The following is a 12,368-nucleotide window of genomic DNA, read 5'->3' as shown; positions in this document are numbered from 1 at the left end:
CGACCGCTTCGGCTCTATCCAGGACGCCCGCGCCTTCTGCCGCCACTTCTTCACCTGGTACAACAACGAGCACCACCACAGCGGCATCGGCCTGCTCACGCCCCAGCAGGTTCATGCCGGCCGCGCCGATGAGATCCGGCGGAAGCGTCAAGCTGTCCTCGACGAGGCCTACGCCAAGCAACAGGGCCGCTTCGTCCGCCGCCGGCCCAGGCCGCCGGAACTGCCCGCCGCAGCATGGATCAACCCGCCCAAGAGCTCCGAGCAGCAGGCTGCCTAAACTGCTGAAAAGACTGTCTCAATATCGTTGACACGTTCCGTCCTACTCTCTCATCTCAGAGAGCGACGCCAACATACAATCCACGGCTCCATGGACGGGTGCCGTGAAGGCCGGTGCCCATGCCTCCCACCGGTGACGCCGTGGATGGCCGGATCAAGTCCGGCCATGACAATCTTCGAAGGTAGTGCAAGGGGTTGGCGGCGAGGCACTGGACGCGTGACGCACCGTCCCTGCCCTCGGCCCCGCTCACGCCTTTGCGCCCGGCCTCGGCCCTTCCCCCATTGTCATGCGCGGCCTTGAGCCGGGCATCCACGGCTCCACGGACGGCGGCCGCGGAGGACGGCGCCCATGCCTCCCGCCGGTGGCGCCGTGGATGGCCGGATCAAGTCCGGCCATGACAACTTTCGAAGGTGGTGCAAAGGGTTGGCGGCGAGGCGCTGGGCGCATGACACCTCCTCCTCCTTCAACCACCCCTCTCCAGTCTCATGCCCGGCCATGAACCCGGCATCCACGGCCCACCGTCCGCCACCGTGGAGGCCGGCGCCCCACGACGCCCAAGACAAGTCGGCGGGACCATGCACCGAAGCCCCACCCCCAAATGCGAAACCGGCGGCCCCTTTCGGGAGCCGCCGGCGTCGTGTCGTCCGGATGGGAGTGTCGTACAGCCGATCAGCGGCTGTAGAACTCGACCACCAGGTTCGGTTCCATCTGGACCGGGTACGGAATGTCGGCCAGCTTCGGCGTGCGCAGGAAGGTGCCGCGCAGGGCCTTGTGGTCCACTTCCAGATAGTCGGGGATGTCACGCTCGCCCGACTCGCCGGCCTCGATCACCATGGGGATCTGGCGGGACTTCTCGCGCACTTCGACGACGTCGCCTTCCTTGACCATGTAGGACGAAATGGTGACGCGCTTGCCGTTCACCAGGATGTGGCCATGGTTCACGAACTGGCGGGCGGCGAACGGGGTCGGCACGAACTTCATGCGGTAGACCACGGCGTCCAGGCGGTGCTCCAGCAGGCCCACGAGGTTCTCGCCGGTGTCGCCCTTACGGCGCACGGCTTCCACGTAGTACTTGTGGAACTGCTTCTCGCTGATGTTGGCGTAGTAGCCCTTCAGCTTCTGCTTCGCCATCAGCTGGGTGCCGAAGTCGGAGGGCTTGCGGCGGCGCTGGCCGTGCTGGCCCGGGCCGTACTCGCGCTTGTTGATCGGCGACTTGGCGCGGCCCCAGAGGTTGACGCCGAGGCGGCGGTCGATCTTGTACTTGGCTTCAATACGCTTCGACATTGCGATGCTCGATCCGTTGAGTGGGTTACGTAGCGGTTTTTGTCCGGTAGTCCCGTTCCGCGAGCCTGCGAGAGGCCCTGGTGGGCGGGGCTGGCGACGTGGCGCCGGCCCGCATTCCCGGAAGAAGGGCGCAGTATGCGCATCCGGCGCCGCCCGTCAAGCCCCAAGGGCCGTCACGGCGGCAGGGAGCGCCACAACACCCGCTCGCCGCCGATGGTGCGGCCGTTGGGGCGGAAGCCGCAGGCGCCGTAGAAGGCGACGGCGCCCGTATTGTCGGGCCGCACCCCCAGATACACGCGCGGCTGCAGCGGCCAGGCCGCGGCGATCTCGGCCACCGCCGCCTCCATGGCCGCCCGGCCGAAACCGCGGCCCTGCCAGGCGGCGTCGACGAGGATGCGGTAGATCCACGGCGCGTGCTCGTTGCGATCGAGGGCGTACATGACGAAACCGACCACCCGCCCCGCCCCGTCGCGCACCGCCCGCGGCACGCATTCGGGCACGGCGGCGGCCTCCTCCAGGGCGGCCGCGACGCCGGTGACGAAGCCGTCCTGGCCCGCCGTCACCCTCAGGCCCAGCACGTCGGCCCGGCAGGTGTCGTCGACCCGATGCAGCGTCACCGCGGCGGTCGTGCCTTGCCCCATGGCGGCCTCAGGACCCGCCCAGGGCGCTAGCGCGCGCCTGCATCTCCTCCAGTTCGGTCGGGGCCAGCGGGATCAGCCCCTCGTCCACCAGATAGCCCTCGGGCCCCACCGCCTCGTCGGACAGGAAGGCCTGCACGAAGGCCTTCAGCCCGGCGACGCGGCCCAGGTGATCGTCCTTCAGATAGAAGTAGAGGGCCCGGATCAGCGGGTAGCGGCCGTCGCGGATGGCCTCGACCGACGGTGTCACGCCTTCGATGGCGGCGTAACCCAGGCGATCGGGCGCCTCCTTCGCCACATGGAAGCCGACGATGCCCGCCGCTTCCGGGTTGCCGGCGACGCGCTTGACCAGATCGGAGTCGTCCTCGCCGGCATTGATGAAGGCGCCGTCTTCGCGCAGGGCGCCGCACACCTGGCGCTTCTCCGCCTCCGGCAGGGCGGCGACGTAGCTGTCGGCCTCGCAGGCCGGCTCGAGCGCCAGGCGCACCAGGCTGTCGCGCGTGCCCGAGGTGGGCGGCGGGCCGTAGACGCGGATGGCCGTGTCGGGCAGGCCGGGGCCGAGGTCGCGCCACGTGCGGTTGGGGTTGTCGACCAGCCGGCCGTTGACCGGCACCTGGGCGGCGAGTGCCAGCCACAGCTGGCGGCGCGTCAGGTCGAGCGGCTCGGCGCCCGCGGCACGGACCACCACGAGGCCGCCGTAGCCGACCTTGAACTCGGAAATGTCGTCGACGGTGTTGTCGTGGCAGGCCTCGATCTCGCTGTCGAACACCCGGCGCGACGCCAGCACCACGTCCGGCGAGTTGAGGTCGAGCCCGGCGCAGAACCGGGCGAAGCCGCCGCCCGTCCCCGACGACTCGACGACCGGCGTGCGGTGGCGGCTGACCCTGCCGAAAGCCTCGGCGACGCGGGTGGCGTAGCCGTAGAGGGTGGACGAGCCCGTCACCCGCACCGTGTCGCGCGCCGGCTGCTGGGCCGGGGCGGCGTGGGGCGCGGCGACGACCGCGCAGGCGACGAGACCCGCCGCCAGCAGACGCTTGCCGATCATGAAAACTGCCTCTCCTGCTGCGAGGCGCTCAGACGAACGCCGACCAGACCAGGAAGATAACGGCAGAGAGCAGGGCTGCAAGGGGAACCGTCACCACCCAGGCGGCGGCGATGGTGGTCATGTGCTGACGGCGCACCAGGCGGCGGCGCTTCGCCTTCTCGGCCCGGCGGCGGCTCTTTTCCAGCAGCTGGGCCGGAACGGCATCGTCCTGGGGCGCGGCGGCGTCGGCGTGGCCGGTGGCGGCGCCGGTCGGGATGCCGCCGGCGGTCAGCGCCACGTCGGGGTTCATCTCCCGCCAGTGCCAGACATAGCGGTTGGTGCGGAACTCGCGGAAGAAGCCGACACCGAACACGCCGCCGACGGCGATGTGGGTGGACGACACCGGCAGGCCGAGTTCCGACGCGACGATGACCGTCACGGCGGCGGCCAGTGCGACGCAGAACGCCCGCGCCGGGTCCATCTTGGTGATCTTCTCGCCGACGGTGCGGATCAGCTTCGGCCCGAACAGCAAAAGGCCGCAGACGATGCCGAGGGCGCCCACCACCAGCACCCAGCTCGGCACCACCACCTTGGCCTCGACGGCACCAGCCTCCACCGCCGCCACCACCGCCGCCAGCGGACCGACGGCGTTGGCGACGTCGTTGGCGCCGTGGGCGAAGGACAGCAGCGCCGCCGAGAAGATGAGCGGCCAGCGGAACAGCTCGCCCACGGGCCGGCGGCGGTTTTCCAGCGTCAGGGCGCGGCGGGCGACCAGCGGCCGCGTGCCCGCCCAGGCGGCGGCGGCGGCCACGGCGGCCATGAGCCACGCCAGGCCCGGCGGCGGCACCCACAGCTGCTTCAGGCCCTTCATGATGAGGTAGAGGGTGAAGGCGAAGGTCATCACCGCCACCAGCACCGGCACCCAGCGGCGGGCGGCCGTCAGCTTGTCCTCTTTCTCCAGCACCATCGCCGTGATGAACCACAGGGCGAAGGCCGCGATGCCGCCGCCCAGCAGGGGCGAGATCACCCAACTGGCGACGATGGTGCCGGTGGTGCCCCAGTTGACCGCCGACAACCCGGCAGCGGCGATGCCGGCCCCGAGCACGCCGCCGACCACGGAGTGGGTGGTGGAGACCGGCGCGCCGATGGCGGTCGCCAGGTTGATCCACAGCGCCCCGGCCAGCAGCGCCGACATCATGGCCCGCACGAAGACCTGGCTGTCGGCCAGTGCCGAGGGGTCGACGATGCCCTTGGAGATGGTCGACACCACGTCCGCACCGGCGACCAGCGCGCCCAGCGCCTCGAACACCGCCGCCACGACCAGCGCGCCCACCATGGTCAGGGCGCGCGACCCGACCGCCGGCCCGACGTTGTTGGCGACGTCGTTGGCGCCGATGTTCAGCGCCATGTAGCCGCCGATGACGCCGGCCGCGATGATGAAGGAGGCGTATTGCCCTTCGGTGATGGTCACCGTGAAGGCGAAGACGGCCGCGAGGAACAGTAGCGCGAGCCCGAGGGCGCCGGTGCGGCGGCCGGTCGCCGCCGTGGCCTCCTCAATGCGGACGAGCTTCGCGAGGTCCTTGTCGAGGGTGGTCTTTTTCGCCACGGAATACCTGCCGGTCGGTGTCAGTCAGCGCGGAACGTGCAACGAGGCTCCGTCGGGTCAACGATCGACGGAGCCTCGTGTTACGAATATTTGGCGCTTTTATGACAGGCACAGGCTGTGGAGGCAAGGCCTCCCCACGGCGGCACCACCGCCGCGCGCGGTCCGCTTCGGGCTCAGCAGATGCGCGGCAGTTGCTCGCCGTTCAGCCACTCGACGACGCGGGCGCCGCCGAACTCGGTTTCCATCTGCACGAGGCGGCGGTCGTCCTCCACCGCCCGGCCGATGATGGCGGAGTCGCGGCCGAGCGGGTGGGCGCGCATCACCGCGAGCAGCCGTTCCGCCCGCTCGGCGGGGCAGAAGGCGAGCAGCTTGCCCTCGTTGGCGACGCCCAGCGGGTCGATGCCGAGCATCTCGCAGGCGCCGCGGACGGCGGGGCGGATGGGCAGGGCCGCCTCCTGCAGGATCAGCCCGACGCCCGACTGGTTGGCAAGCTCGTTCAGCGTCGCCGCCACGCCGCCGCGGGTCGGGTCGCGCAGGGTGTGGATCTCGGGCACCGCCGCCACCATGGCCGCCACCAGGTCGTGCAGCGGCGCGCTGTCGCTGACGATGTCGGTGTCGAAGTCCAGGTTCTCGCGCTTGGACAGCACGGCGATGCCGTGGTCGCCGAGGGTGCCCGACACCAGCACCGCGTCGCCCGGCCGGATGGCGTCGCCAGCGATGTGCAGGCCCTCCGGCACCACGCCGACGCCGGTGGTGGTGATGAACAGGCCGTCGCCCTTGCCGCGCTCCACCACCTTGGTGTCGCCGGTCACCAGCGGCACGCCGCAGGCCTTGCAGGCGCCGGCCATGAACTCGACGATGCGGGCGAGGTCGGCGAGCGGGAAGCCCTCCTCGATGATGAAGCCGGCCGACAGCCACAGCGGCCGGGCGCCGGCCATGGCGATGTCGTTGACGGTGCCGTGCACGGCGAGCGACCCGATGTCGCCGCCGGGGAAGAACAGCGGCGAGATGACGTAGCCGTCCGTCGACATGACCAGCCGGCCGGGCGGCGGGCTCATCATGGCGGCATCGTTGCCCTGGGCCAGGTAGTCGTTCTCGAAGGCGGCGGCGAACAGTTCCGACACCAGCTGCGCCATGGCGCGGCCGCCGGCGCCGTGGCTCATGTCGACGCGGCCGTTCGCCAGGTCGAGGGGCTGCGGGAACAGGCGGCGGCTCATGCGGACAGTCTCCTCTGCGACGGATCACGGTGGCGGCCGTAGAGCCAATGGGCGGCGCAGGCCCCCTCGCCCGACACCATGCACGAGCCGATGGGCGTATCCGGCGTGCAGGCGGTGCCGAACAGCTTGCAGTCCTCCGGCCGCTTGCGCCCGCGCACGATGTCGGCACAGGCGCAGGACTTGGGATCGGGCACGGCGCGGTAGGGCACGGCGAAGCGCCGCTCGGCATCGAAGTCGGCATAGGCGTCGGCGATGCGCAGGGCGCTGTCGGGCAGCGTGCCGAGCCCCCGCCACTCGAACGACGGCCGCAAGGTCAGGGTTTCGGCGATGACGGCGCGGGCCTTGGGGTTGCCCTCGGGCGTGAGGGCGCGGACGTAGGCGTTCTCCACCCGCGGGCGGCCCTCGTTGATCTGGCGCACCAGCATGGCGATGGCCTGCAGCAGGTCCAGCGGCTCGAACCCCGCCACCACCATGGCTTGGCCGCGGTCGGCGAAGGGCTGGTAGGGCGCCGTGCCGATGACGGTGGAGACGTGGCCCGGCGCCACGATGCCCTGCAGCGGGATGGCCTCGCCGTCGTCGAGGACGGCCCGCATCGCCGGCGGCGTCATCACATGATTGCAGAACACGCTGAAGTTCTTCAGGTTTTCGGCCTTGGCCTGTTTCAGGGCCAGCGCCGTCGGCGGCGTCGTGGTCTCGAAGCCGATGGCGAAGAACACCACCTGGCGGTCGGGGTTCTCGCGGGCGAGGCGCAGGGCGTCCAGCGTCGACCACACCATGCGCACATCGGCGCCGGCGGCCTTGGCCTTCAGCAGGCTCTCGCGACCGGAGCCGGGCACGCGCACCATGTCGCCGTAGGTGCACAGCATGACGCCGTGGTCGCGCGCCAGCTCCACCGCCGTGTCGATGCGCCCGACCGGCAGCACGCAGACCGGACAGCCGGGGCCGTGGACCAGCCGCACCGCCGGCGGCAGCAGGTCTTCCAGGCCGTAGCGGGCGATGGTGTGGGTGTGGCCGCCGCAGAACTCCATGAGGGTATAGGCGCGGCCAGGCTCGCAGTCGGTGGCGATGGCGGCGGCGACCTTGCGGGCGAGCGCGCCGTCACGGAACTCGCTGGCGTACTTCATGCCTCCAGCTCCTCGGCCAGGGTTCCCATTTCCTTCAGCAGCGCCAGGGTCTTGGCGGCTTCCTCCGGGTCGATGCGCGACAGCGCGTAGCCGACGTGCAGCAGCACGTAGTCGCCGACCGCCACGTCGTCGAGCAGGGCGAGGCTGACCACCTTCTCCACCCCCTCGATACTGACGCGGCCCATGGCGTCGGGCAGCAGGTCGACCACCTTGGCGGGGATCGCCAGACACATGGCGCGCTCTCCTCAGAGTGGGGAACAGGCCGCCGCCCAGGCCTGGCCCAGGCTGACGGCGGGGTCGCCGGGGCCGAGACGGCGGGGCCGCAGCACGGCGAGGCCGCGCGCTTCCAGCCGCGCCGCCAGATCGGCCGACAGCACCTTGTTGTAGAAGCACCCGCCGGCGAAGGCGACGGTGCGCGGCAGGTCCGGCCGATGGCGGCGGAGCGTCAGCACCCAGTCGGCGACGGCGGCCGCCAAGGTGCCGTGGAACAGGTTGGCGCCTTCCGCCGCATCGCCGCAGTCGGCCAGGGCCGCCAGCAGGGGCGTCAGGTCGAGGACGCCGTCGGCGCCCACCGCCCAGCCGCCTTCGAGCACCCGCGGCGCCGTCGCCAGGGCTTCCAGCGCCATGGGCGCCTCGCCCTCGAACTCCGCCAGGGGATGTACGTTCAAAAGGCCGCAGGCGGCGTCGAACAGCCGGCCGGCCGAGGACGTCGCCGGGCAGTTCAGCCCGCGCGTCATGATCGCCGGCAGCAGACGCGCCGCCGGGTAGGCGGCCCACCGCCGCACCACCTCGTCGCCTCGCCCGAGGGCGTGCAGGGCGGCGGCACCCATGCGCCAGGGCTCGCGGGCCGCGACGTCGCCGCCCGGCTGCAACAGGAGGCCGAGATGGCCGAGGCGCTCCAGGCGGCCGGCGTCCACCTGCAGCAGTTCGCCGCCCCACGCCTCATCCCCCGGCCCGAGGCCGAAACCGTCGAAGGCGAGGCCGAGCAGCGGGCCGTCGTGGCCATGCTCGGCGGCGACGGCGGCGACGTGGGCGTGGTGGTGCTGCACCGGCACCACGGGGACGCCCCATTCCTCCGCCAGCAGGGCGGCGAAGCGGCTGGACGGGAAGTCCGGGTGCAGGTCGCGCGCCACCGCCACCGGCCGCACGCCGAGCGCCGCCGGCAGGTCGCGGGCCAGACGCTCCATGCGGGCGATGGCGGCGGCGGTGTCGGTGTGGCCGACGTCGCGCGACACCCAGGCCCGCCCATCGGCGACCACGGAAACGGTGTTCTTCAGGAAGGCGCCCATGCCAAGCACCGCCGGCACCGCCCGCGGCAGCGCCAGATCCACCGCCACCAGATCGGCGAGCGGAGCGCTCATGCGCCGGACGGCGCCGCGACCAGGGCGTCGCGCCGCTCCTCGATCCAGCCGAGCCACTTGTGCAGGCCCTGGTGTGACGTCGCCGAGACCTCGATCACCGGCAGCCCCGGATTGACCCGGCGGGCATAGTCGATGCAGCGCGCCACGTCGAACCGCACGTGCGGCAGCAGGTCGATCTTGTTGAGGATCATGAGGTCGGCGCCGGCGAACATGTCGGGGTACTTGAGCGGCTTGTCCTCGCCCTCGGTCACCGACAGGATCACGACGCGCGCCGCCTCGCCCAGGTCGAAGGCGGCCGGGCACACCAGATTGCCGACGTTCTCGATGAACAGCACCGTGCCGCGCGACAGCGGCAGGCGGTCGCAGGCGTCGGCGACCATGGCGGCGTCCAGGTGGCAGCCCTTGCCGGTGTTCACCTGGATGGCGGGTGCGCCGGTCTCGCGGATGCGGTCGGCGTCGAAGGTGGTCTGCTGGTCGCCTTCCACCACCGCCACGGGCATGCGCGGCAGCAGGGCGCGCGTCGTCTCGCACAGCAGCGTCGTCTTGCCCGAGCCGGGGCTGGAGACCAGGTTCACCGCCAGCACCCCGGCGGCGGCGAAGCGGACGCGATTGACCGCGGCCAGACGATCGTTGTGGCCGAGCACGTCGCGCTCGATCTTCACCAGCCGCGCCTGATCCATCCCGGCGACCGAGACGCCGGCGGCGCCGGTGCCGTAGTGGATGTGGTCGTGGCCGTCGTGGGTGTGCGGCACGCCGGCGGCGTGCAGGGCCGCGTGCTCCGCATCCGCGGCGGTGTGGTGGTGATGATGGTAGTCATGGTCGTGACCATGGCCATGGTGGTGGTGATGGCCGGGGCCGGACTCGACCTTGCCTTCACCGCAGCCGCAGACGGTGCACATCACTCGACCTCCAATTCCCTCACCCGCAGGTCTTCGCCCGCGGTGACCTGAAGCTTGTAGCCGCCGCAGCGCGGACAGGCGTCGCCGCGCCGGGCGAGCGGCACGGGCTCGGCGCAATCCATGCACCAGGCCGTGCCGGGCGTCGTCACGATGTCGAGGCGCGCCGCCGCCGCCAGGGTGCCCGGCTTCTGCGCCTCGAAGGCGAAGCGCAGGGCCTCGGCATCGGCGTGGCTGAGGCCGCCCACCTCCAGCACCACGGTCCGCACCCGCGAGAACTGCTGCGCCCGCGCCTCGTCTTCGAGGATGCGCATGATGCCGGCGACCAGCGACATCTCATGCATGGGCCGGTCCCTCCACCCGCACCGCGCAGGCGACGCAGGGGTCGAGCGCCATGACCATCCAGTCGGCCGCCCGCCGCACCCGCGCCGCATCGGACACCGGCAGGCGGCGCAAGCCTTCCGCCAGCGCACCCCGAGCATGAAAGTTCCATTCCGTCGGCGCGAGGATACGCCAGCGCGCCACCCGCCCATGCGCCACCACCACGTGGTGGAACAGCCGGCCGCGCGCCGCTTCCTCGACTCCGAGCCCCCAGTGCACGGCCGCATCTCCTGCCCCTGCGGCGGGCCCGGCGGGTTCTTCGACGGTGGCGGTAGTATCGCACGACGTGGGTGCCAGGCGAACGATTTTCCGCGCCTCCACCGCCGTCTCGACGACCCGCGCCGCCAGCCGCGCCAGGACGCCGTCGCCGTGCCGCGCCCGCAGGGCCGCCACCGCCGGCTGCGCGCCGTGCCGGGCCAGCGGACCGGTCTCGTAGACGACGCCGTCCCACTCCGGCGCCCGCAGGAAGGCGGCGACGTCGGTACGGTCGAGGCGGGCCGCCAGCCGGTAGGGGTCGATGGCCGGCAGCAGCGGCACCCGCGACACGCCGGCATCGGCCAGCCCCTCGCGCAGCACCGCCCGCAGCACCTGCGCCGGCATGGTATCGGCGCCGTCGATCCAGTCCGCCAGGTCGCCGGCGTCGGCCATGACGCCGGCCGGCGCGCCGAGCACGGCGTCGGCCACGGCCCCGGCCAGTTCGGCCGCCGAGGCCACCGCCACCGCGGCGACCGGCCCCGCCCCGCCGCCGATGCGACCGCGCAGCCGCGGATCGGGATAGAGCGCCCGCTGCAGCGCCGCCGCCGCCTCGCGCACCCGGCGGGCGCCTTCGATGTCCGCCTCGGCGCCGATGAGCCGCGGCCAGTCAACCAGCATGCGAGTGGCGTGTTCCGACACCGTTTCGGCCGCCACCAGCAGCGCCCGCGCCACCCGTTCCTGCGGCGGCACCACGATGCCCATGGCGGCCTCCACGGCGCGCAGGCCGGCGGTCAGCTGGCCGACGCCGCACAGGGCGAAGAGCAGCGGCAGCAGGCCGAGGGCGTCCTGCACCGGCTTGCCTTCCAGCACGGCGGCGGCGGTGGTGGTACGGTCCGAAAGAATGTCGACCCGCTCGACCCGCTCCGGGCCGAGGCGCAGGCGAACGTCGATGCGTTCGCCGCGCGGTCTCATCGCGGCGTGCGCCCGCGCGGCGTGCGGCTCATGCCGAGGGCGGCGCGCCGACTGAGGTCCGGACCACCCATGGGGGCCGGGCCTTCGGTGCGGCGGCGGCGCGGCTCGGGCGCCGGCGCCTCGGCGGGCGGCGGCGTCAGCAGGTCGCCGAGGGCGAAGCGGGCGGTGATCATGGCGCCGTCGTGGTCGGCGAAGTCCTGCATGGGCGAGAACAGGGAACAGGTCAGCAGCGGGCCGACGCCCTCCAGCCGACCGGCGGTGAAGGTGACGCGACCGCACGGCAGGTCGAGGTCGTGCTTCGCCCCCTCCTCCAGGTCCGCCCAGCCGGAGGCCTCGGCGGGCAGCAGCACCACGTTCATGCACCACGGCGTCACCACGACGCCGAGCAGCGCCTGCCCGAACCCCGCCGCCTCCAGGTCCCACGGCCGGAAGCCGAGCGCTTCCACCCGCAGGGCGGCGTTGTGGACCGGCAGGCCGCGCATTGCGCCCTCCTCCACCCGCCGGTAGGCGTCTTCGAGGGCAACGGAACGCGCGAGAACGACGTCGGGGGACACAGCCGTCACGAGTAATAAGCTCCAAGAATGTCGTGCAGTCGTTCCGCACTGTCGGCCAAATCGTCCTGCGCGGCAAGGGCCGCCGCAGGCACGTCGCCGACTTGGAGAACATGCAGGATCATCTTGTCGTCGGCGTTGAAATACATGAGCCGCCACACATTGCGGATGCCGGTGGACACGATGCGGCAGTTGCCGTAGCCGCGCGACAGGATGTCCACCGGGCCGTCGCCGCCGAGCTGGGTTTCCAGCACCATGAGGTCGACGGGCGTCATGGGCAGCAGGGTCAGGTTCACCTCGTGCCAGCCGCCACCGGCGCGCGGGTCGTCGGCACGGGCGGCGGCGGCGTCGCGCAACTCGCCGAGCACCGGGCGGATGTTCATGGCGCCGCGCGGGATGCGGTCCTCCGCCGGCACGACCACGGCGGCCGGCAGCGGCCGCACCGCCTCGCGCACCACGGCGGGGATGTCGGCGACCTCGAGCCAGCTCGCCGCCGCCGTCTTCACCCGCCACAGGCCGGGCATGACGCTTTCCTGCACACGGGTGCCGTCGGCCAGCTTCACCTGCACCTCGCCCTCGCCGAGCACTTCGTCCACCAGCCGGGCGTCGGCCTCCGGCAGGGCGGAGAGGTCGATGCGCACCGGCGGGTCGGTGTCGATGCGGTGGCCGCGCAGGGCCGCCAGCGCCGCGTCCAGGGCGGCACGGCCCGCCGTCATGGCCGCCAGTTCGGCGTCCGAGAAGCCGCGCGGCCGCTGGTCGCCGTCGGGGTTGGTGGGGCGCAGCGCGAGGAAGGCGTCGCCGAGGCTGGGTCCGATCATGGCTCTGTCTCCTCCGATCCGTCG

At 72.2% G+C, this 12,368-nt stretch carries 14 protein-coding genes; 1 reads left to right on the top strand and 13 read right to left on the bottom strand.

The window, feature by feature from the left end:
• On the top strand, positions 1–277 hold a 277-nt coding region (locus tag CRP50_RS25710), incomplete at its 5' end, for an integrase core domain-containing protein (RefSeq protein WP_245913665.1).
• 669 nt (positions 278–946) lie between these two features.
• On the opposite strand, the gene rpsD is transcribed toward CRP50_RS25710, so the two are convergent.
• The 13 genes from rpsD to CRP50_RS23240 form a co-directional block, all read right to left on the bottom strand.
• Positions 947–1,561: a 30S ribosomal protein S4 gene (gene rpsD, locus CRP50_RS23300; RefSeq protein WP_097281607.1), complete on the bottom strand. Its 615-nt coding sequence runs from the start codon at positions 1,559–1,561 to the stop codon at positions 947–949.
• A gap of 173 nt (positions 1,562–1,734) precedes the next feature.
• Positions 1,735–2,202, bottom strand: a complete 468-nt coding sequence (locus CRP50_RS23295) for a GNAT family N-acetyltransferase (protein ID WP_097281606.1) — start codon at positions 2,200–2,202, stop codon at positions 1,735–1,737.
• A 7-nt stretch (positions 2,203–2,209) separates the two neighbouring features.
• A complete protein-coding gene (locus tag CRP50_RS23290; protein WP_097281605.1) occupies positions 2,210–3,244 on the bottom strand; it encodes a substrate-binding domain-containing protein in 1,035 nt (344 codons plus the stop codon).
• 28 nt (positions 3,245–3,272) lie between these two features.
• Positions 3,273–4,829 carry an inorganic phosphate transporter gene (locus CRP50_RS23285; RefSeq protein ID WP_097281604.1) on the bottom strand — a complete coding sequence of 519 codons (1,557 nt, stop codon included), beginning with the start codon at positions 4,827–4,829 and terminating at the stop codon, positions 3,273–3,275.
• Positions 4,830–5,002: 173 nt separating this feature from the next.
• Positions 5,003–6,046: a hydrogenase expression/formation protein HypE gene (gene hypE / locus CRP50_RS23280; protein WP_097281603.1), complete on the bottom strand. Its 1,044-nt coding sequence runs from the start codon at positions 6,044–6,046 to the stop codon at positions 5,003–5,005.
• Positions 6,043–7,170: a hydrogenase formation protein HypD gene (gene hypD, locus CRP50_RS23275; RefSeq protein WP_097281602.1), complete on the bottom strand. Its 1,128-nt coding sequence runs from the start codon at positions 7,168–7,170 to the stop codon at positions 6,043–6,045. Before hypD ends, hypE begins: the two co-directional genes overlap by 4 nt.
• Positions 7,167–7,403 carry a HypC/HybG/HupF family hydrogenase formation chaperone gene (locus CRP50_RS23270; RefSeq protein WP_097281601.1) on the bottom strand — a complete coding sequence of 79 codons (237 nt, stop codon included), beginning with the start codon at positions 7,401–7,403 and terminating at the stop codon, positions 7,167–7,169. The genes hypD and CRP50_RS23270 overlap by 4 nt, the downstream gene beginning before the upstream one ends.
• A gap of 12 nt (positions 7,404–7,415) precedes the next feature.
• A complete protein-coding gene (locus CRP50_RS23265) occupies positions 7,416–8,531 on the bottom strand; it encodes a hydrogenase maturation protein HypF (RefSeq protein WP_097281600.1) in 1,116 nt (371 codons plus the stop codon).
• Entirely contained in the window at positions 8,528–9,430 is a 903-nt protein-coding gene (hypB, locus tag CRP50_RS23260; RefSeq protein ID WP_097281599.1) for a hydrogenase nickel incorporation protein HypB, read from the bottom strand. The genes CRP50_RS23265 and hypB overlap by 4 nt, the downstream gene beginning before the upstream one ends.
• The gene (gene hypA, locus CRP50_RS23255; protein ID WP_097281598.1) at positions 9,430–9,771 is read right to left on the bottom strand and encodes a hydrogenase maturation nickel metallochaperone HypA; all 342 of its coding nucleotides are present in this window, start codon (positions 9,769–9,771) and stop codon (positions 9,430–9,432) included. The genes hypB and hypA overlap by 1 nt, the downstream gene beginning before the upstream one ends.
• Entirely contained in the window at positions 9,764–10,975 is a 1,212-nt protein-coding gene (locus CRP50_RS23250) for a nickel-dependent hydrogenase large subunit (protein WP_097281597.1), read from the bottom strand. The genes hypA and CRP50_RS23250 overlap by 8 nt, the downstream gene beginning before the upstream one ends.
• Positions 10,972–11,538 (bottom strand): [NiFe]-hydrogenase assembly chaperone HybE, encoded by a 567-nt coding sequence (hybE, locus tag CRP50_RS23245; RefSeq protein ID WP_141415236.1) that lies wholly within the window; start codon positions 11,536–11,538, stop codon positions 10,972–10,974. The genes CRP50_RS23250 and hybE overlap by 4 nt, the downstream gene beginning before the upstream one ends.
• Positions 11,535–12,344: a hydrogenase expression/formation C-terminal domain-containing protein gene (locus CRP50_RS23240; protein ID WP_097281595.1), complete on the bottom strand. Its 810-nt coding sequence runs from the start codon at positions 12,342–12,344 to the stop codon at positions 11,535–11,537. The genes hybE and CRP50_RS23240 overlap by 4 nt, the downstream gene beginning before the upstream one ends.
• Positions 12,345–12,368: the final 24 nt, after the last annotated feature.

It is taken from the genome of Caenispirillum bisanense (assembly GCF_900230255.1).
Classification (GTDB): Bacteria; Pseudomonadota; Alphaproteobacteria; order Rhodospirillales; family Rhodospirillaceae; genus Caenispirillum; species Caenispirillum bisanense_A.
Note: the sequence above shows the minus strand (reverse complement) of the source record. Positions and strands in the feature narration are given on the sequence as shown.